A 19,026-nucleotide genomic window follows, 5' to 3' on the forward strand; every position below is an offset into this window, starting at 1 on the left:
TTCACCACCCGGTCAAGGAAGCGAACAAATCGCCATGTCCAGCCAATCGTGCTTCTGAGCACCGCTCTTGGCGCGGCGTTCAGATGGTGCCGAAGGGGGGACTTGAACCCCCACGACCATAAGGTCACTACCCCCTCAAGATAGCGTGTCTACCAATTCCACCACTTCGGCATCAGGGGGTGAACAAGAGGCAGACATTCCGCAACTGCCTTCCGTCCAGAACCAAGCGATTCATTTTTCACGATTCCGCTTGGTTTATCACTGCTACTCGAGCATCGGGGCCATACGTTTACTGCCCCTCTTCCTCAAGCGCTGGCGCAGCATTATGCTGCTGATCGTTGCTGTCGTCAAGGGTCGGCACCGAATTCTGCTGCTCGACCACCTCGGCGTCGGGGATACCCACATCCGGCGCGCTATCGGCCTGCGAAGATGCCAGGTAGGCGAGCCCCAGCGAGGTCACGAAGAAGGCCGCGGCCAGCACCCCGGTGAGCGTGGCCAGGAAGCTGCTGCTGCCACGCGAGCCGAATACGGTCTGCGAGGCGCCGCCACCGAAGGAGGCGCCGGCCTCGGCGCCCTTGCCCTGCTGCAGCAGAATGAGCGCGACCAGCGCGATGGCTAGCGCCACATGAATCATGAGGATGATGGCTTGCATGGTTAACCTGCTGACTGACAGATGGCTATGAAATCGTCGACCTTGAGCGAAGCTCCGCCCACCAGGCCGCCGTCGATATCGGGTTGGGACAACAGCTCGGCCGCATTGCCGGCATTCATGCTGCCGCCATAGAGCAAGCGCAGCCCGGCCGCCAGTTCGCGGTCGAAGCCGGCCTGGTACTCGCGAATCGCCGCCATGACCTCCTGGGCCTGCTCGGGCGTGGCGGTACGGCCGGTACCGATGGCCCACACCGGCTCGTAGGCGATCGTCACGCGGGCCCGCTGCTGCGGCTCGAGCCGCGCCATGACATGGCCGACCTGACGCAGCACGACGTCGCGGGTGCGGCCGGCGTCGCGCTCCTCGAGCGTTTCACCCACGCACAGGATGGGCCTGATATCGGCGCTGAGCGCCGCGAGCAGGCGATCGTAGACCGCCTCGTCGGCTTCGCGGTACAGCTGACGCCGCTCGGAATGACCGACCAGGGCATATTCGACGCCGAACTCCTTGAGCATCCTGCCACTGACTTCACCGGTATGCGCCCCCGAGTGCGCCGGGTTGAGCGTCTGCGCGCCCAGCATCACCGAGGTTCCACCGAGCGCCGCCTGCGCAGCCGGCAGGTACGGAAACGGCGGCATCAAGGCAACCTCCACCGACGTCGGCAGGCCGGCCGACGCGAAGGCCTCGCCGAACTGCTCGATCAGTGCCAGGGATCCGTTCATCTTCCAGTTGCCGGCGATCAGCGGCATGCGCATGGTGAGCCCCTTTCTCGGAGTGGTGCAAGATGGTATAGGAGCGACCCGGTCAAGACAACCGGCATCGCGCCTCAGGCCATGAGCGTCTCGACATCCGCGGCGATACGCCGCGCCAGGGCCGCGACGTCGAAGCGCGGGCGCCCTTCGACCATCACCCGGATCAGCGGCTCGGTACCCGAGGCGCGCAGCAGCACCCGTCCCGAATCCCCCAGCTCGTTCTCCACGGCGGCCACCGAGCGACGCAAGGCTTCGCTCTCGAGCAGCGCCTGCTTGTCGGTACCGTCGGTCAGCCGCACGTTGACCAACGCCTGCGGCGCCTTCTCGAAGCCATCGAGCAGCGCTGTCAGCGAGCAGCCACGGGTGGCCATGATCGCCAGCACCTGGAGTGCCGACACGATGCCGTCGCCGGTGCTCTGCACATGGCCGCAGACGATGTGCCCGGAAGACTCGCCGCCCAGTTGCCAGTCATTGGCCACCAGGCACTCCATGACGTAGCGATCGCCGACCCTGGCCCTCTCGAAGGGTATGTCCAGCGCTTCCATGGCCGCGGCCAGGCCGAAGTTGCTCATCAAGGTCCCGACCACGCCGCCGCCCAGCACGCCGCGTTCGTGACGGTCGCGGGCGATGATGTAGAGGATGTCGTCGCCATCGATCTCGCGTCCGTCGGCATCGACCAGGATCACCCGGTCGCCGTCGCCGTCGAAGGCCACGCCGATATCGGCGCCACGCTCGATCACCGCCGCACGCAGCGAGGCCGGATGCGTCGACCCCACCTGCTGATTGATGTTGAGCCCGTCGGGGCTGACGCCCAGCAGACTGACCTCGGCGCCCAGTTCGCGGAACACGCTGGGAGCGATGTGGTAAGTCGCACCGTGGGCGCAATCGAGCACGACCTTGAGGCCCGTCAGGGTCAGCCGCTTGGGCACCGTCGACTTGCAGAACTCGATGTAGCGGCCCGCTGCATCGCTGATGCGCACGGCCTTGCCCAGGCGATCCGCCGATACCGTCTCGAGGGGCTTTTCGAGTTCATCCTCGATACGCGCCTCGATGGCATCGGGCAGCTTGGTGCCCTCGGCGGAAAAGAACTTGATGCCATTGTCCTGGAAGGCGTTGTGCGAGGCCGAAATGACGATGCCGGCATCGGCACGAAAGGTCCGGGTCAGGTAGGCGATACCCGGGGTCGGCATCGGCCCGAGCAACGCGACGTCGACCCCGGCGGCCGACAGGCCGGCTTCCAGCGCCGATTCGAACATGTAGCCGGAGATACGCGTGTCCTTGCCTATCAGCACCTTGGCGTTGCGGTTCTTGCGCTCCAGCACGCGCCCCATGGCCCAGCCCAGCTTGAGCATGAAGTCGGCGGTGATCGGGTATTCGCCGACAATGCCGCGAATCCCGTCGGTTCCGAAATAGCGTCGCGTCATCGGTCTGCGTCTTCCTGTAGCACGGCCCAGGTCATGTTGATGGCATCCACGCTGGGCCCCACATCGTGAACGCGCAGCAGCCGAGCACCACGCTCGACCGCCAGCGAAGCCAGGGCCAGGCCGCCCGGCAAGCGCTCCTCCACCGGACGATCGAGCACCTTGCCGATCATGCTCTTTCGCGACATGCCGGCAAGCAGCGGCAAGCCGAAGTCGTTCAGGTTATTCAGCCTGTTGAGCAGTCGCAGATTCTGGCCGACGGTCTTGGCGAAGCCGAATCCCGGATCGAGGATCAACCGTTCACGCCGGATGCCGGCTTTCTCGCAGTCGGCGATGCGCGCCTCGAGAAAATTGGCCACGACCTGCTCGATAGGCTCAGCATAGTCAGTGGCCGCTTGCATGTCGCCCGGCTCGCCGACCATGTGCATCAGGCATACCGGCAGGCCGCTGGCCGCCGCCACCTCGAGCGCGCCGGGTCGGCGCAGCGCGCGAACGTCATTGATCATCCCCGCGCCTCGCCCGATCACCTCGCGCATCACCGCCGGGCTGCTGGTATCCACAGAGACCAGCGCATCGAGCTCACGCACCAGGGCCTCGACCACGGGCACGACCCGATCCAGCTCCTGCTGCTGGGTAACCTCGGCTGCACCGGGGCGTGTCGACTCGCCACCGATATCGATGACCGCGGCGCCCTGGGCGAGCATCGCTTCCGCGTGACGCAAGGCGGCATCGAGCCCATCGAAATTGCCACCGTCGGAGAACGAATCCGGCGTGACGTTGAGAATGCCCATCACCCGCGGGTAGGAAATATCGAGACGATGACGGCCGCAAGAGAGCGTGGCATCCGGGGCGCGGCTCTTCATGGAGGGAGTCATGGCAGGGCCTCGTCGACAAAAACAAACACTGTAATGACCCGCTCCAAACGGTGCAAGGCGCCACATGGGGCGCCTTGCACAGGACATCTTGCTGGCGGACCGGACAAATTCAGTGCCCGGCCGGACCACCCAGCGGATCGGAGGGCTTGCGGTTCGGCCGCTCTTCCTCGTCTTCACCGCTGCCTTCGTCGGTTTCGGACTGGCTGTCGGCTACCGGTGAACCGCTGCCCGAGTCGTCATCGTTCCCCCAATCCTTGGGCGGACGCGGCTTGCGCCCCTCGATGATGTCCTTGAGCTGATCGGCATCGATGGTCTCGTACTGAATCAACGCCTCGGCCATGATATCGAGCTTGTCGCGGTTGTCCTCGAGCAACTGCTTGGCCTGGGCGTAGCACTCGTCGATGATCCGCCGCACTTCCTTGTCGAGCCGTGTCGTGGTCTCGCCGGACTTGAGCTTGCCGCCGCCCTGGCCCGGGCCACCGAGGAACTGGTGCGACTCGTCCTCGTCGTACATGATCGGCCCCATCTCGGCGGACAGGCCCCACTTGGCGACCATGTTGTGCGCCAGCTCGGTGGCCCGCTTGATGTCGTTGGAGGCACCGGTCGTCACCCCGTTCGGCCCCAGCGTCATCTCTTCGGCGAGTCGCCCGCCGAACAACGAGCAGATCTGGCTGATGATCTGCTGCCGGGACAGGCTGTAGCGGTCCTCCTCCGGCAGGAACATGGTGACGCCCAACGCGCGGCCACGCGGAATGATGGTGACCTTGTAGACGGGATCGTGCTCGGGCATCAGCAGGCCGATGATCGCGTGCCCCGACTCGTGATAGGCAGTGTTGAGCTTTTCCTTCTCGGTCATGACCATGGATTTGCGCTCGGCGCCCATCATGATCTTGTCCTTGGCCAGCTCGAGCTCTTCCATGCCCACCAGGCGACGATTGCGCCGCGCCGCGAACAGTGCCGCCTCGTTGACCAGGTTGGCCAGGTCGGCCCCGGAGAAGCCCGGCGTACCGCGGGCGATGAGGCTCGGCTTGACGTCCTCACCGAGCGGCACCTTGCGCAGGTGCACGCCGAGAATGTGCTCGCGACCGCGAATGTCCGGCAGCCCCACCACCACCTGGCGGTCGAAGCGCCCGGGGCGCGTCAGCGCCGGATCGAGCACGTCGGGGCGGTTGGTGGCAGCAATCACGATGATGCCCTCGTTGGCCTCGAAGCCATCCATCTCGACCAGCAACTGGTTGAGCGTCTGCTCGCGCTCGTCGTTGCCGCCGCCCATGCCGGCGCCGCGCGAACGGCCCACGGCATCGATCTCGTCGATGAAGATGATGCAGGGCGCCTGCTTCTTGGCCTGCTCGAACATGTCACGCACCCGCGAGGCACCGACACCCACGAACATCTCGACGAAATCGGAACCCGAGATCGAGAAGAACGGCACCTTGGCCTCGCCGGCGATCGACTTGGCCAGCAGCGTCTTGCCCGTCCCCGGGGGCCCGACCATCAGCACGCCACGGGGAATCTGACCGCCCAGGCGCTGGAACTTGCTGGGGTCCTTGAGAAAGTCGACGAGTTCCTCGACCTCCTCCTTGGCCTCGTCGCAGCCCGCGACATCGGCAAAGGTGGTCTTGACCTGATCGTTGGTGAGCAGCTTGGCCTTGGACTTGCCGAAGCTCATCGGCCCGCCCTTGCCGCCGGCACCGCCCTGCATCTGTCGCATGAAGAACAGGAAGATCGCCAGGATGATCAGGATCGGGAAGCTGGCGATCAGCAACCGCGTCCAAAGACTCTGCTCCTCGGGCTTCTTGCCGGTCACGCTGACGTCGTTGGCCAGCAGATCGTCCATCAGCTTGGGATCCTGCGCCGCGGGACGGATCGTCTGGAACTGCGAGCCGTCGGAACGCTCACCGGCGATGGTATAGCCATCGATGGTGACCGAGCGGACCTGCCCCTCCTGCACCTGCTCGACGAACTGGGAGTAGTTCATCGTCTGCGGGGAACTGTCGACACTGAAATTGTTGAACACCGTCAGCAGGACCGCCGCGATGACCAACCATAAAATCAGGTTCTTCGCCATATCGTTCAAGGGAATACCCTCATTGCATCAATCTGTCTGCCAAGCGTGCCCATAGCTGACTCTACACCACAAATGGGGGTGCACCACCAGCTTTGCAAGCTCAGCGCTTGAAACCATCCGCCAGGAGATACACTTCACGCGAACGAGCGCGCGAAGCCTCCGGCTTGCGAGTCATCACCCGGGCGAAGCTGCCGCGCAGGTCAGCGAGGAAATCATCGAAGCCTTCCCCCTGAAAGACCTTGGTCAGCAGCCGCCCGCCCGGGCTCAATGTCTGACGGGCCAGATCGAGTGCCAGCTCGACCAGGTACATCGCCTTGGGCTGGTCGATGGCGGCCATGCCACTCATGTTGGGCGCCATGTCGGAAATGATCAAATCCACCGGTCGCTCGTCCAGCTCTCCGAGAATCGCCTCGAGCACTGCCTCCTCGGTGAAGTCGCCCTGGATGAACGTCACGTCGGCCAACGCATCCATCTCGAGGATGTCCGAGGCGATCACCGCTCCTCCCGGCATCACCTTCTCGGCGGCCACCTGACTCCAGCCGCCGGGGGCGGCGCCCAGGTCGATCACCGTCATGCCGGGCTTGAAGAGGCGATCCTTGGCATCGAGCTCGAGCAGCTTGTAGCTGGCCCGGCTGCGGTAGCCATCCTGCCACGAGCGCTGCACGTACTGGTCGTCGAAATGTTCCTTGAGCCAACCGGCCTTGCTCTTGCCGGTCGCGCCCCTGCTTGCGGGGCTGTTGCTTTGAGCGCTTTTGCTGGAAGTGCTTCGGGCCACACGATCACCTGAATCATCCACCCGCGGGGATGGATCGTTCGAAAGCGGGGGTTCTGGCAGCGAGGGCTCAACGAGTGGGGTAATCCGGCTCAGGCGCTTTGCATCGCCCGTCTTTCGTCTTACCATGGCGCGTTCAGTGGACGCGACACGGACCGATCCGTCGCCGACCGCACCAGCCGCTCCTACGCACGCCAACCGGAACGATCACGATACCATGAGCTTGTCACAGGCACAAAAGAAAGCATTCCGCAGCATCGGCCATCACCTCTCGCCCCTGGTGACGATCGCCGACAACGGCGTCACGGACGGCGTGATGGGCGAACTCGAGCGCGCGCTGAACGATCATGAACTGGTCAAGGTCAAGATCGCCATCGGCGAACGCGACGCGCGCAACGCGCTAGCCGAGCAACTGGCCAGCGACAGCGGCGCCGAGCTGGTCCAGACCATCGGCAAGATGGCGCTGCTCTACCGCCACAATCCCAAGGCCAACCCCAAGCTCTCGAACATTACCCGCTTCGAGGAGCATCACGGGCGGCGCTGAGCCGCGAGCCATAAGCTTTGAGCTGTAAGCAAACACCCCCGAGGCAGAACCTCGGGGGTGTTACGGTTTGACTTACAGCTTACGGCTTAAAGCTTATGGCTGGGTCAGAGGTGCTCGACGCTGGAGATCTCGTACTCGACGTCGCCGCGCGGCGTCCTGACGCCCACCACGTCGCCTTCCTCCTTGCCGATCAGCGCCCGGGCGATCGGCGAGGTCACCGAGACCTTGCCGGCCTTGATGTCGGCTTCGTCCTCGCCGACGATCTGGTAACGCACCTCTTCGTCGTTGTCGAGGTTGATCAGCTCGACGGTGACGCCGAAGATCACCTTGCCGGTCCTGGGCATCCGGGTGACGTCGATCACCTGAGAGGCGGACAGCTTGGACTCGATCTCCTGGATGCGCCCTTCGATGAAGCCCTGCTGCTCACGCGCGGCGTGATATTCGGCGTTTTCCTTGAGGTCGCCATGTTCGCGCGCCTCGGCGATGGCATTGATCACCCGAGGACGCTCCACTCCCTTGAGCTGATTGAGCTCTTCGCGCAGGCGCTGCTCGCCTGCCACGGTCATCGGGACCTTGTTCATGTACTTGCTCCTGCATGCAGTTCCTGAAGCCGCCGCACGGTAATTTCATTGCCATACTCGAGCGCCATGCAAACGGCGCGCGCCCCGGCCAGCGTGGTGGCGTAGGGGACCTTGTGGGCAAGTGCGGTGCGACGGATCACGGAGGAATCGTTGATCGCCTGACGGCCTTCGGTGGTATTGACGATGTAGGCCACGTCGTCGTTCTTGATCATGTCGACGATATGCGGGCGCCCCTCGAAGACCTTGTTGACGGCCGTCACCGGCAAGCCAGCTTCGTCGAGCGCCTGGGCGGTTCCGCGGGTAGCGATCAGATCAAACCCCAATGCTAGCAGAGATTGCGCGACCTCGATAACGCCGACCTTGTCCGGGTTGCGTACCGACAGGAATGCCGTGCGTTCGCCCGTAAGCGGCGGAATCGCCTCGCCGGCGCCCAGTTGCGCCTTGTAGAAGGCCTCGGCGAAGGTCGCCCCCGAGCCCATCACCTCGCCGGTGGACTTCATCTCCGGCGACAGGATCGGGTCGACGCTGGGGAACTTGTTGAACGGGAAGACCGCCTCCTTGACGCTGTAGTAGCCGGGAATCACCTCGCTGGTGAAGCCCTGCGCGTCGAGCGTCGTCCCGGCCATGCAGCGCGCCGCGACCTGCGCCAGCGAGGTGCCGATGCACTTGGAGACGAAGGGCACGGTGCGCGAGGCGCGCGGATTGACCTCGATAACGTAGATTTCGCCATCCTGCCAGGCCAGCTGGACGTTCATCAGGCCGACCACGTTGAGCTCCAGCGCCATGCGCTTGACCTGGGCGCGCATCTCGTCCTGGACCTCGGCGGGCAGCGAATAGGGCGGCAGCGAGCAGGCCGAGTCGCCGGAGTGCACGCCGGCCTGCTCGATGTGCTGCATGATGCCGCCGATCACCACCTGCGTCCCGTCGGAAACCGCATCGATGTCGACCTCGACCGCCGCATTGAGGAAATGATCGAGCAGCACCGGCGAATCGTTGGAGACCTTGACCGCATGGGTCATGTAGTTCTCGAGCTCGGAAGCATCGTAGACGATCTCCATGGCCCGCCCGCCGAGTACATAGCTCGGCCGCACCACCAGCGGGTAGCCGATCCGCTCGGCCTTGGCGAAGGCGTCCTCGAAACTGCGCGCGGTGGCGTTGGGCGGCTGCTTGAGGCGGAGCTTGTCGATCATCTGCTGGAAGCGCTCGCGATCCTCGGCGCGATCGATGGCGTCCGGCGTGGTGCCGATGATCGGCACCCCGGCGGCCTCGAGCTCGCGGGCCAGCTTGAGCGGTGTCTGGCCGCCGAACTGGACGATCACCCCGACCGGCTGCTCCTTGTCGGCGATCTCCAGCACGTCCTCCAGGGTCACCGGCTCGAAATAGAGACGATCGGAGGTGTCGTAGTCGGTGGAGACGGTTTCCGGGTTGCAGTTGACCATGATGGTCTCGTAACCGTCCTCGCGCATCGCCAGCGCCGCGTGCACGCAGCAGTAGTCGAACTCGATGCCCTGGCCGATGCGGTTGGGCCCGCCGCCCAGCACCATGATCTTCCTGCGGTCGCTGGGCTCGGCCTCGCACTCCTCCTCGTAGGTGGAATACATGTAGGCGGTATGCGAGGCGAACTCCGCCGCACAGGTGTCGACGCGCTTGTAGACCGGCCGGATGCCGGCCTTCTGGCGGGTCTTGCGGAACTCCTTCTCGGAGACGCCGAGCAACCTGGAAAGCCGCGCGTCGGAGAAGCCCTTGCGCTTCAGGCGGAACAGCGCAGGGCCGTCCAGTTCGCCCAGCGAACGCTCGCTCAGCGACTGTTCGGTGCGCACCAGATCCTCGAGCTGGACCAGGAACCAGCGATCGATGTTGGTCAGCGCGAATATCTCGTCGACGCTCATCCCCGCGCGCATGGCATCGGCGATGAAGAAGATGCGCTCGGCGCCGGCGGCCTGCAGTTCGCCCTTGATCAGCGCCAGATTGGCCTCAGTGAAATCAGTGACCTTGGGATCGAGCCCGTCGTTGCCGGTCTCCAGCCCGCGCAATGCCTTCTGCAGCGATTCCTGGAAGGTGCGGCCGATCGCCATCACCTCGCCCACCGATTTCATCTGGGTGGTCAGGCGGTCGTTGGCCTGGGGGAACTTCTCGAAGGTGAAGCGCGGAATCTTGGTGACCACATAATCGATCGACGGCTCGAACGAGGCCGGGGTCTTGCCACCGGTGATGTCGTTCTGCAGCTCATCCAGGGTGTAGCCCACCGCCAGCTTGGCGGCGATCTTGGCGATCGGGAAGCCGGTGGCCTTGGAAGCCAGCGCCGACGAGCGCGACACCCGCGGGTTCATCTCGATCACCACCATCCGCCCGGTATCGGGATCGACGCCGAACTGGACGTTGGAACCGCCGGTCTCGACGCCGATCTCGCGCAGCACCGCCAGCGAGGCGTCGCGCATGATCTGGTATTCCTTGTCGGTCAGCGTCTGCGCCGGAGCCACGGTGATCGAGTCGCCGGTGTGGATGCCCATCGGGTCGAAGTTCTCGATGGCGCAGATGATGATGCAGTTGTCGTTCTTGTCGCGAACGACCTCCATCTCGTACTCCTTCCAACCCAGCAGCGACTCGTCGATCAGCAGCTCGTGGTTGGTGGAGAGTTCGAAGCCGCGCGTGCAGATCTCGTCGAACTCCTCCTTGTTGTAGGCCACCCCGCCGCCGGAGCCGCCCATGGTGTAGGAGGGGCGGATAATGGTCGGAAAGCCCAGCTCGGCCTGGATTTCCCAGGCCTCGCCCATGGAGTGCGCGACCTTGGCCTTGGGGCATTCGAGGCCAATATTCTTCATCGCCTTGTCGAACAGGTCTCGATCCTCGGCCTTGTTGATGGCGTCGGCGTTGGCGCCGATCAACTCCACCCCGTACTCGGCCAGCACCCCGTGCTTATCGAGATCCAGCGCGCAGTTGAGCGCGGTCTGGCCGCCCATGGTCGGCAGCAGCGCGTCGGGGCGCTCCTTGGCGATGATCTTCTCGACCGTCTGCCAGGTGATCGGCTCGATGTAGGTGGCATCGGCCATCACCGGGTCGGTCATGATGGTCGCCGGATTGGAGTTGACCAGGATGACCCGATACCCCTCCTCGCGCAGCGCCTTGCAGGCCTGGGCGCCGGAGTAGTCGAACTCGCACGCCTGGCCGATGACGATGGGGCCGGCGCCGATGATCAGGATGCTCTGGATGTCGGTACGTTTGGGCATGACGATTCCCGCTAGAAAAGTGACAGACGGCGACGCGTATACAGTGGGCGCGGCTCAGCGGCGTTCGCGCATGACCCGCACGAAGCGATCGAACAGCGGCGACACGTCGCGCGGCCCGGGGCTCGCCTCGGGGTGGCCCTGGAAGCTGAATGCCGCCCGGTCGGTACGCTCGACCCCCTGCAGGGTGCCGTCGAACAGCGAACGGTGGGTGGCGCGCAGCGTCGCCGGCAGGCTGGTCTCGTCGACCGCGAAGCCATGGTTCTGGCTGGTGATCATCACCCGACCGCTGTCGAGATCCTGGACCGGGTGGTTGGCGCCGTGGTGGCCGTGGTTCATCTTCACCGTCCTGGCGCCGGAAGCCAGCGCCAGCAACTGATGCCCCAGGCAGATGCCGAACACCGGGGTATCGATCTCGAGGATCCCGGCGATCGCCCGGATCGCGTAGTCGCAGGGCTCGGGATCGCCGGGGCCGTTGGCCAGGAACACCCCGTCGGGCTTCATCGCCAGCACCTCGGCGGCCGGGGTCTGCGCCGGCACCACGGTCAGCCGGCAGCCGCGCGCGGCGAGCAGGCGCAGGATATTGTGCTTGCAGCCGTAATCGTAGGCGACCACGTGGAAGGGCCGCTCACAGGCGGCGGCATCGGCGTAGCCCTCGCCCAGCGTCCAGTCGCCCTGGCTCCATTCGTGAACGCTGGTGCAGCTCGCTTCCTTGGCCAGGTCCATGCCCTTGAGGCCGGGAAACTCGTGCGCCGCCGCCAGCGCCCGCGCGACGGCATCGTCGCCGGAGGCTGCCGGACCGGCCAGGATCGCGCCGTCCTGGGCGCCCTTGTCGCGCAGGATGCGGGTCAGCCGGCGCGTGTCGATGTCGGCGATACCCAGCACGTTCTGGCTCTTGAGATAGTCGTCGAGGGTCCGCTGGCTGCGAAAGCTGCTGGCCATCAGCGGCAGGTCGCGAATCACCAGCCCCGCCGCACTGATGCGCGCGGACTCGACATCCTCTTCGTTGATGCCGGTGTTGCCGATATGCGGATAGGTGAGCGTGACGATCTGCCGGGTATAGGAGGGGTCGGTAAGAATTTCCTGGTAGCCGGTCATGGCCGTGTTGAAAACCACCTCGCCGCTGGTCTGTCCATCGGCGCCGATGGCGCTGCCGTGAAATACGCTGCCATCTGCCAGGGCCAGTATCGCGGGTCTAGTCAACGCAACGTCCTCCAGTGCTCACTTCGCAAGACAGCACGGCGTGCCGCCCCAAACGTTTCTCCGCGTATCCGCAAGCCCATGCTCACGGACACTCAGGTCGTAAAAAAGCGGGACGAAACCCGAAGAAGACCGGTTCCATCCCGCTTGTTGTTGTCCGCATTTTCACATCGGCGGCCTTGCCAATCGCCAGGTTGCCATGCCGGCCAGGCCCCTCGAAGCGTCTCCCGGCCCGGCCAAATTGGCTGGATTCTACCCAAATTCGCCCGGCGAGGCCAGTCTTGCGAGCGGCGAGCGCCCCGGGAAGGCCTCAGGTCAGCCCCAGAACGTCCTGCATGTCGTAGCGCCCCGCCTCGCGCCCGGCGACCCAGCGGGCCGCGCGCACCGCGCCGCGCGCGAAGGTCATGCGGCTCGAGGCCTTGTGGGTGATCTCGATGCGCTCGCCCTCGGTGGCGAACATCACCGTGTGTTCGCCGACGATGTCCCCCGCGCGCACGGTGGCAAAGCCGATCTCCTCGCCGCTGCGTGGCCCGCACTGCCCTTCGCGGGCGAATACGCCGTGCTCCTTGAGCGTGCGGCCCAGCGATTCGGCGACCACCTCGCCCATCTTCAGCGCGGTACCGGAGGGAGCGTCGACCTTGTGGCGATGATGGGCCTCGATCACCTCGATGTCGTAGCCCTCGTCGCCCAATGCCGTCGCCGCGGTCCTGAGCAGGTTGAGGGTCAGGTTGACGCCGACGCTCATGTTGGGCGCGAACACCATGGGCACCCGCTCGCGATACCCGTCGAGCTCGGCGAGCTCGTCGTCGGCCAGGCCGGTGGTGCCGATCACGATCGCCTTGCCGTGTTCGGCGCAGAAGGCCAGATTGGCCAGCGTGGTCGCCGGATTGGTGAAATCGATCAAGACGTCGAACTCATCGGCGATCGCCGCCAGCGAGGCCCCGGCGGCCACGCCCAGCTTGCCGAGACCGGCCAGCTCGCCCAGGTCGGCGCCGACAAGCGAGCTGTCCGCCGCGACGACCCCCGCGGCCAGGGTAGCCTGCGGTTCCCGGGTGACGGCGTTGACCAGAGTACGGCCCATGCGGCCGGCGGCGCCGACGATGGCGATGCGGGGAGCGTGAGAGGACATGCGGTCTCCAGGCGAATGGCGGAAGTCGCGGAAAATTCATGGAAAAGCCGCGGCAGTATAGCAACTGCCGACACGCCGCGCCCATCACCTCGGCAGGCTGCGGAGGCTTCGATCCCGCGCACGCCGGCCCTTCGCGCCGTCCGCCGGCTGCGCGGCGCTCTCCATCGAACCGCCCGGGCCGCGCCGATCCCGCCTGGACGGCTCAGGGCGATTACGACATACTGGCGCGCCCGCAACTACGAATCATGCGCAACATGCAGCCGACTCCGCCGGCCTTCTCTGCCTTGCCGGACTGCGACGCGACCCATCAACGAGCAAGACACCCGCTTATGCCTATAACACCGCTCAAGGCCGTCGCTGCCACGGCCATCGCCCTTGGCAGCATGGCCGTCCAGGCCGACCCGGTCACCGTGACGGACATCACCGGCCGCGAGGTCACCGTCGACGCCCCCGTGGAGCGCATGATCCTTGGCGAAGGTCGCCAGATCTACCTGCTGGGAGCGCTGGAACCGGAAGCCCCCTTCGAGCATGTGGTGGGCTGGCGCAAGGATTTCTCCCAGGCCGATCCGGACAACTACGCCGCCTACGCCGCCAAGTTCCCCGAGATGAAGGCCCTGCCGACTTTCGGCGGCTTCAAGGACGGCACTTTCGACGTCGAGCAGGCCGCCACCCTCCAGCCGGACGTGGTGCTGATGAATCTCGAGGCCAGGGCCGCTACCGAGGACGCCGGCTACGACGACAAGCTCGCCGAGCTCGGCATTCCCATCGTCTACGTGGACTTTCGCGAAAAACCGCTCGAGCACACCATCCCCTCGATGCGTCTGATGGGCCGCCTGCTGGGCGAGGAAGACAGGGCGCAGGCCTTCATCGACTTTTCCCAGGCACAAATGGCCCGGGTCACGGAGACGATCGCCGCCGCCGACCCCGACCGGCCCAAGATCTTCATCGACCGAGCCGGGGGCTACTCGGAAGACTGCTGCATGAGCTTCGGGCCGGGCAACTTCGGCGAATATGTCGAGATCGCCGGGGGCGCCAACATCGCCGACGGCATCATTCCCAACACCTTCGGCTCCCTGAATCCCGAGCAGATCATCGCCGCCAATCCCGACCACGTCGTGGTGACGGGCGGCAATTGGGACGCCTACGTGCCCGGCGGCGACTGGGTCGGCGTGGGGCCGGGGGCCGACATGAACGCGGCCCGCGAGAAGCTCCAGGGGCTGACCGAGCGCACCGCCATGACCGGCATCAGCGCCGTCGAGACCGGCAACGTCCATGCCATCTGGCATCAGTTCTACAACAGCCCCTACTACTTCGTCGCCGTGCAGCGGCTGGCCAAGTGGTTCCATCCGGAGCTGTTCGACGATCTCGACCCCGAGGCCACCCTGCGCACCCTGCACGAGCGGTTCCTGCCCGTGGACTACGCGCCCGGCTACTGGATCTCCCTCCGTGAGCGGTGAGTTGGCCGCCGGCACGAGCGGCCCCCTCGAGGGCCACGGCCATTACCGCCGTCTGGTCATTCGCCGCCAGTTGATCCTCGCCGCACTCGCCCTGGCACTGTGCCTGAGCCTGTGCGTCGACCTGGCGCTCGGCCCGGCACGCTTCGACCTGACGCAAGTGATCGCCGCGATCTTCACGCCCGATGCCGTCAGCCAGCCGGTCAGGGTCATTCTCTGGGAGATCCGCATGCCGGTGGCGCTGATGGCCCTGGTCGTCGGCGCCAGCCTGTCGATCGCCGGCGCCCAGATGCAGACCATCCTCAGCAATCCGCTGGCCAGCCCCTTCACGCTGGGCATCTCGGCCGGAGCGAGTTTCGGTGCCGCCCTGGCGCTCGCCTTCGGCGTGACACTGGTCCCCGGCATGGTCGACTACGTCATTCCGATCAATGCCTTCGTCATGGCCATGCTGACCGCCTTCGCCATTCACCTGCTGAGCATGCGGCGCGGGGTGACGATCGAGACCATCGTGCTACTGGGCATCGCCATGGTGTTCATCTTCAATTCGCTGATGGCGCTGATCCAGTTCTTCGCCAGCCAGCAGGCGGTGTCCGCGGTGGTGTTCTGGACCATGGGCAGCCTGACCAAGGCAACCTGGCCCAAGCTGTGGATCGCATTCGGCGTGCTGGCGGCCGTGCTGCCGCTGCTGGCGCGGCACGGCTGGGCGCTCACCGCCATGCGCCTGGGCGACGCCAAGGCCGAGAGCCTGGGCGTGAACCCCCGCGCGCTGCGCCTGGAGGTGCTGGTGCTGGTCTCGCTGCTGGCGGCCATCGCGGTGGCCTTCGTCGGCACCATCGGCTTCATCGGCCTGGTCGGGCCGCATATCGCCCGCCTGCTGCTGGGCGAGGATCAGCGCTTCTTCCTGCCGGGCTCGGCGCTCTGCGGCGCCCTGATCCTCTCGGTGGGCTCGGTGCTGTCGAAGGTCATCCTGCCCGGCACCATCATCCCCATCGGCATCATCACCTCGCTGGTAGGCATTCCCTTCTTTCTGTTCCTGGTGCTCCGTCACAAGAAGGCTTCATGGTAACCCTGACCCTCGACCGCCTGTCGGCCCGCTACGGCCGGCGCCAGATCCTTGCCGAAATCACCACGCCCGCTTTCGCGGGCGGCCAGGTCGTGGCCCTGCTGGGCCCCAACGCGGCCGGCAAGTCGACGCTATTTCGCCGCATCCTCGGCCTGCTCGAGGGGGATGGCCAGGTACGTATCGACGGCGCGACCCGCGAACGTCCGGTGGCCTACATGCCCCAGGAGAGCGGCGCCAACGCAGTACTGACGGTCTATGAGTCGGTGTTGCTGGCGCGCATGCAGGGGCGCAGCCTCAGGGTCGGCTCCGAGGACCTGCAGGCGGTGGATCGCGCCCTGGAAGAGCTGGGAATCGCCGCGCTCGGCGAGCGCGACATCGGCGATCTCAGCGGCGGACAGCGCCAGCTGGTGAGTGCGGCCCAGGCGCTGGTTCAGGACCCCGAGATACTGCTGCTCGACGAGCCCACCTCGGCGCTCGACCTGCACCGTCAGATCAGTCTGCTCGGCATCCTATGCCGGCTGGCCCGCGAGCGACGCATGCTGGTCGTCGCCTCGCTGCACGACCTGGGCCACGCGCTGCGCTTTACCGATCAGGCGCTGGTGCTGGAAAGCGGCCGGCTAGTCGCCTGCGGGCCGACAGCGCAGGTGGTGACGCCGGCCCTGCTGCGGCAGACCTTCCAGGTCGAAGCCCGCATCGAACCCTGCTCCCAGGGCCGCCCGCAGCTCATCGTCGAAGCGGCCGTCTGAGCCGCCCCTCGAAGGCCGCCAGGGCGGCGCCACCCAGCACCAGCGGCAGGGCCAGCAGGAAACCGCTCGAGAGGGGCTGGCCGAACAGCCACAGGTCCGCCAGCACCGGCCAGATCAGCGCCACGTACTCGAAGGGCGCCAGGCGCGAGACCTCGGCGAAGCGTAGCGCCAAGGTCATGCAGATATGCGCCGCGCCGCCGAACAGCCCCGAAAGCACCAGCAATCCCAGGGTCGGCCAGGCCACCTCGCCCCACCCCAGCGGCAGGGTCGCCAGCCCGGCCAGGGCCGTGACCAGAACGAAGTAGAAGGCGATGGAGGCGGCGGTCTCGGTGCGCGAGATACGCCGCACGGTCAGCAGCGCCCCCGCCGTCAGCAGGGCGGCCAGGATGCCCAGCGCATACCCGAGCACACGCCCATCCACCTGAGGGCCCTTCAACTCGGGCAGCACCAGCACCGCCACACCGGTGAGCACCAATGCGAGGGCCGTTGCTCGGTGCAGGCTGAAGCGCTCGCCCAGCAGCATCACGCCACCGACGGCCATGGCCACCGGTGACAGCTGGGCCAGCAGCGTGGCCTCGGCCACCGGCAGCCGGGCCACCGCCGCGAAGGAGGCGAACATCGCCGCCGCCCCCAGCCCCGAGCGCAACAGGTGCCCCAGCGGGCGCCGCGTGGCCAGGGCCCTCGGGAACTCCCGCCGCCAGGCCATGAACGCCAGGATGGGCAGCAGCGCAAAGGTCGAGCGAAAGAAGACCGTCTGCCCCAGCGGCACCTGGGTGCTGACCGCCTTGACACACACCATCATGCCCGTGAAAAGCAGCCCCGACATCAGCCGAAGCAGAATGCCGGCCAGGGGCCGGCCCGAGATGTCATCCATCTTGCTTGTCTACCGTCCTGAGCGAGAGCCGAATGCAGGCTGACGATGAAGGGCCTCCAGGCCCGTGCCGGGTGACCGGAGAGAAGCCGCTGCGCCACTGAGCGAATGCCACGCCGGACGTTCGCCGTCCGGCGAGCCCACGCAACGCCCCGGGCGTCAGCGAACCGGCCGGCAGTATACCAATGCGACCCCGGGGCGTCTGTCATGCACGTGTCGCGCCCATACTCTAGGCTCAAGGACTAAGCCCCGACGAAACCCACCTGCCGTCAGCGGAGTCGCCATGCCCCATCGTCCCTCTTACCCGGCCACCCTGCTGTTGATCCTGGGCCTGCTGGCCGGCTGCGCCCGCGAGGCGCGCCAGACCCGACTGATGACCGACAACGTCACGCAGCCGGCCGCGACGGTCGAGTGGTGCGGCAGCCTGGCGCTGCCCGGCAAGTGGCAGGACGACACCCCGGTCGGCGGCCTTTCCGACCTGGCCTGGGACGCCGACGAATCGCTGCTCTATCTCGTCTCGGATCGCGGCTGGCTGCATCGCGTCAGACCACGCTTTCGCGAGGGCGAGCTGATCGCCCTCGATCCGCTCAAGACCTATGTGCTGCGCGACGGCCACGGCGATGCCTTCGAGGCCCGCACCGCCGACGCCGAGTCGCTGATCCTGCAGCGCGCGGACAACGGCAAGCGTGGCGACACGGTGCTGCTGATCGGCTTCGAGGGTGACACGCGGCTGCAGCGCTTCTATCCCAACGGCCGTGCCGTCGATGAGGCGCTGTATCCCGGTGGACTGCGTGGCGCCGGTGACAACAGCGGTCCCGAGGCGATGGCCCGCCACCCGAGCGAGGGTGTGATCGTCGGCCTGGAAAGCCCGCCCAGGGGTAACGAAGTCGGCGTGACGCGGCTGTTCGCGCTCGACTCCGGGGCCGAATGGCGCTATCCCCTGGCCGACGAGGCCGGCAGCGCGCTGACCGCGCTGGCCCCTTACGGCGACGGTCTGCTGGCGCTGGAACGCGCCTTTGCCCCGCCGGCACCGCTGGTGATCAGCCTGCGTCAGGTGAGTCTGGCCAGCAATGCCCGGCTCGAGGTGACGACCCTGGCACGGCTGTCGACCGGCGAGGGCTGGCGGCTCGACAATTTCGAGGGACTGACGGCGCTGCCCGGCCATCGCTTCCTGATGGTCAGCGACGACAACTTCAGCTTCGCCCAGGAGACTCTGCTGAGCTGTTTCGAGCTGCCGCCGCCCGACGCTGAGTGACGTCGCGCCTCAGCAGCAGCACGATCGCCAGCGTCACCAGCAGGCTGCCCGGCAGCCATCTCCAGTCCATCTGCTGCGGCTCGTTGACGAACAGCAGCAGCATCGACACGAACGGCACCAGATAACTGTAGGCGGTCACTGCCCCGGGCGTCAGCACGGCGGTGGCGCGCTGCTGCAGCCAGAACGTCAGGCCGCTGGAGAACAGCCCCAGGTAGATCAGTATCAGCGCATCGCCCGGCGTCAGTCGCGACAGATCATCAGCACCACCCCGCGCCAGCCCCACGAGGGCAATCAAGCCCCCTCCCAGCGCCAGGCCACCAAGGACGCCGGGCGCATCGCCGGGCTCGAGGTCAAGCGCATCATCAACGAGCCGACCGCGGCCGCGCTGGCCTATGGCATGGACAAGGCGCGCGGTGACAAGA

At 66.2% G+C, this 19,026-nt stretch carries 17 protein-coding genes, 1 tRNA gene and 1 pseudogene; 6 read left to right on the forward strand and 13 right to left on the reverse strand.

All coding sequences use genetic code 11. From position 1 onward, the window contains the following. Positions 1 to 84 precede the first annotated feature (84 nt). The 7 genes from HR9077_RS10090 to rlmE form a co-directional block, all read right to left on the reverse strand. A tRNA-Leu gene (locus HR9077_RS10090) sits at positions 85 to 171 on the reverse strand. Positions 172 to 289: 118 nt separating this feature from the next. Then, the gene (gene secG, locus HR9077_RS10095) at positions 290 to 652 is read right to left on the reverse strand and encodes a preprotein translocase subunit SecG (protein ID WP_136066880.1); all 363 of its coding nucleotides are present in this window, start codon (positions 650 to 652) and stop codon (positions 290 to 292) included. A gap of 2 nt (positions 653 to 654) precedes the next feature. Then, complete coding sequence (tpiA, locus tag HR9077_RS10100) at positions 655 to 1,404, reverse strand: triose-phosphate isomerase (RefSeq protein WP_136066881.1); 750 nt, start codon at positions 1,402 to 1,404, stop codon at positions 655 to 657. Positions 1,405 to 1,475: 71 nt separating this feature from the next. Then, entirely contained in the window at positions 1,476 to 2,825 is a 1,350-nt protein-coding gene (gene glmM / locus HR9077_RS10105; protein WP_136066882.1) for a phosphoglucosamine mutase, read from the reverse strand. Next, positions 2,822 to 3,697 (reverse strand): dihydropteroate synthase, encoded by an 876-nt coding sequence (folP, locus tag HR9077_RS10110; RefSeq protein ID WP_244613139.1) that lies wholly within the window; start codon positions 3,695 to 3,697, stop codon positions 2,822 to 2,824. Before folP ends, glmM begins: the two co-directional genes overlap by 4 nt. Positions 3,698 to 3,806: 109 nt before the next feature. Next, positions 3,807 to 5,774: an ATP-dependent zinc metalloprotease FtsH gene (gene ftsH / locus HR9077_RS10115; RefSeq protein ID WP_136066883.1), complete on the reverse strand. Its 1,968-nt coding sequence runs from the start codon at positions 5,772 to 5,774 to the stop codon at positions 3,807 to 3,809. A 91-nt stretch (positions 5,775 to 5,865) separates the two neighbouring features. After that, positions 5,866 to 6,540 (reverse strand): 23S rRNA (uridine(2552)-2'-O)-methyltransferase RlmE, encoded by a 675-nt coding sequence (gene rlmE, locus HR9077_RS10120; protein ID WP_136066884.1) that lies wholly within the window; start codon positions 6,538 to 6,540, stop codon positions 5,866 to 5,868. A 214-nt stretch (positions 6,541 to 6,754) separates the two neighbouring features. On the opposite strand from rlmE, the gene yhbY reads away from it, so the two are divergent. Then, entirely contained in the window at positions 6,755 to 7,081 is a 327-nt protein-coding gene (yhbY, locus tag HR9077_RS10125) for a ribosome assembly RNA-binding protein YhbY (protein WP_136066885.1), read from the forward strand. Between the two features lie 104 nt (positions 7,082 to 7,185). Here the strand turns inward: yhbY and greA are convergent, their stop codons facing one another. The 4 genes from greA to dapB form a co-directional block, all read right to left on the reverse strand. Then, the gene (gene greA / locus HR9077_RS10130; protein ID WP_031385258.1) at positions 7,186 to 7,662 is read right to left on the reverse strand and encodes a transcription elongation factor GreA; all 477 of its coding nucleotides are present in this window, start codon (positions 7,660 to 7,662) and stop codon (positions 7,186 to 7,188) included. Further along, on the reverse strand, positions 7,659 to 10,889 hold the full coding sequence (carB, locus tag HR9077_RS10135) for a carbamoyl-phosphate synthase large subunit (protein ID WP_136066886.1): 3,231 nt from the start codon (positions 10,887 to 10,889) through the stop codon (positions 7,659 to 7,661). The genes greA and carB overlap by 4 nt, the downstream gene beginning before the upstream one ends. Positions 10,890 to 10,943: 54 nt before the next feature. After that, complete coding sequence (gene carA, locus HR9077_RS10140; RefSeq protein ID WP_210725906.1) at positions 10,944 to 12,089, reverse strand: glutamine-hydrolyzing carbamoyl-phosphate synthase small subunit; 1,146 nt, start codon at positions 12,087 to 12,089, stop codon at positions 10,944 to 10,946. Positions 12,090 to 12,396: 307 nt separating this feature from the next. Beyond that, on the reverse strand, positions 12,397 to 13,215 hold the full coding sequence (gene dapB / locus HR9077_RS10145; RefSeq protein WP_136066888.1) for a 4-hydroxy-tetrahydrodipicolinate reductase: 819 nt from the start codon (positions 13,213 to 13,215) through the stop codon (positions 12,397 to 12,399). A 329-nt stretch (positions 13,216 to 13,544) separates the two neighbouring features. Here dapB and HR9077_RS10150 point away from each other — a divergent pair, with 329 nt between their 5' ends. The 3 genes from HR9077_RS10150 to HR9077_RS10160 are packed head-to-tail and all read left to right on the forward strand — an operon-like array spanning position 13,545 to position 16,478. Next, the gene (locus tag HR9077_RS10150; protein WP_136066889.1) at positions 13,545 to 14,672 is read left to right on the forward strand and encodes an ABC transporter substrate-binding protein; all 1,128 of its coding nucleotides are present in this window, start codon (positions 13,545 to 13,547) and stop codon (positions 14,670 to 14,672) included. After that, on the forward strand, positions 14,662 to 15,735 hold the full coding sequence (locus HR9077_RS10155) for a FecCD family ABC transporter permease (RefSeq protein ID WP_244613140.1): 1,074 nt from the start codon (positions 14,662 to 14,664) through the stop codon (positions 15,733 to 15,735). The genes HR9077_RS10150 and HR9077_RS10155 overlap by 11 nt, the downstream gene beginning before the upstream one ends. Then, positions 15,729 to 16,478, forward strand: coding sequence for an ABC transporter ATP-binding protein (locus HR9077_RS10160; protein WP_136066890.1), 750 nt, complete (start codon positions 15,729 to 15,731; stop codon positions 16,476 to 16,478). The genes HR9077_RS10155 and HR9077_RS10160 overlap by 7 nt, the downstream gene beginning before the upstream one ends. On the opposite strand, the gene HR9077_RS10165 is transcribed toward HR9077_RS10160, so the two are convergent. Continuing rightward, the gene (locus HR9077_RS10165) at positions 16,456 to 17,352 is read right to left on the reverse strand and encodes a DMT family transporter (protein ID WP_136066891.1); all 897 of its coding nucleotides are present in this window, start codon (positions 17,350 to 17,352) and stop codon (positions 16,456 to 16,458) included. The two genes, HR9077_RS10160 and HR9077_RS10165, sit on opposite strands and share 23 nt — an antisense overlap. Positions 17,353 to 17,632: 280 nt before the next feature. Between HR9077_RS10165 and HR9077_RS10170 the strand changes: the two genes are divergently transcribed. Continuing rightward, positions 17,633 to 18,604 (forward strand): esterase-like activity of phytase family protein, encoded by a 972-nt coding sequence (locus HR9077_RS10170; protein ID WP_136066892.1) that lies wholly within the window; start codon positions 17,633 to 17,635, stop codon positions 18,602 to 18,604. On the opposite strand, the gene HR9077_RS22140 is transcribed toward HR9077_RS10170, so the two are convergent. Next, a complete protein-coding gene (locus HR9077_RS22140; protein ID WP_244613144.1) occupies positions 18,543 to 18,887 on the reverse strand; it encodes an EamA family transporter in 345 nt (114 codons plus the stop codon). The two genes, HR9077_RS10170 and HR9077_RS22140, sit on opposite strands and share 62 nt — an antisense overlap. A gap of 18 nt (positions 18,888 to 18,905) precedes the next feature. Here HR9077_RS22140 and HR9077_RS21905 point away from each other — a divergent pair. After that, positions 18,906 to 19,026: pseudogene (locus HR9077_RS21905) on the forward strand (Hsp70 family protein); the annotation flags it as partial.

It is taken from the genome of Modicisalibacter radicis (assembly GCF_900961225.1).
Taxonomy (GTDB): Bacteria; Pseudomonadota; Gammaproteobacteria; order Pseudomonadales; family Halomonadaceae; genus Modicisalibacter.

Excerpts from the sequence above, each read along its gene's own strand:
- secG (WP_136066880.1), bottom strand. The coding sequence starts at position 652 with ATGCAAGCCATCATCCTCATGATTCATGTGGCGCTAGCCATCGCGCTG.
- tpiA (WP_136066881.1), bottom strand. The coding sequence starts at position 1,404 with ATGCGCATGCCGCTGATCGCCGGCAACTGGAAGATGAACGGATCCCTG.
- glmM (WP_136066882.1), bottom strand. The coding sequence starts at position 2,825 with ATGACGCGACGCTATTTCGGAACCGACGGGATTCGCGGCATTGTCGGC.
- folP (WP_244613139.1), bottom strand. The coding sequence starts at position 3,697 with ATGACTCCCTCCATGAAGAGCCGCGCCCCGGATGCCACGCTCTCTTGC.
- yhbY (WP_136066885.1), top strand. The coding sequence starts at position 6,755 with ATGAGCTTGTCACAGGCACAAAAGAAAGCATTCCGCAGCATCGGCCAT.
- greA (WP_031385258.1), bottom strand. The coding sequence starts at position 7,662 with ATGAACAAGGTCCCGATGACCGTGGCAGGCGAGCAGCGCCTGCGCGAA.
- carB (WP_136066886.1), bottom strand. The coding sequence starts at position 10,889 with ATGCCCAAACGTACCGACATCCAGAGCATCCTGATCATCGGCGCCGGC.
- dapB (WP_136066888.1), bottom strand. The coding sequence starts at position 13,215 with ATGTCCTCTCACGCTCCCCGCATCGCCATCGTCGGCGCCGCCGGCCGC.
- HR9077_RS10150 (WP_136066889.1), top strand. The coding sequence starts at position 13,545 with ATGCCTATAACACCGCTCAAGGCCGTCGCTGCCACGGCCATCGCCCTT.
- HR9077_RS10160 (WP_136066890.1), top strand. The coding sequence starts at position 15,729 with ATGGTAACCCTGACCCTCGACCGCCTGTCGGCCCGCTACGGCCGGCGC.
- HR9077_RS10165 (WP_136066891.1), bottom strand. The coding sequence starts at position 17,352 with ATGGATGACATCTCGGGCCGGCCCCTGGCCGGCATTCTGCTTCGGCTG.
- HR9077_RS10170 (WP_136066892.1), top strand. The coding sequence starts at position 17,633 with ATGCCCCATCGTCCCTCTTACCCGGCCACCCTGCTGTTGATCCTGGGC.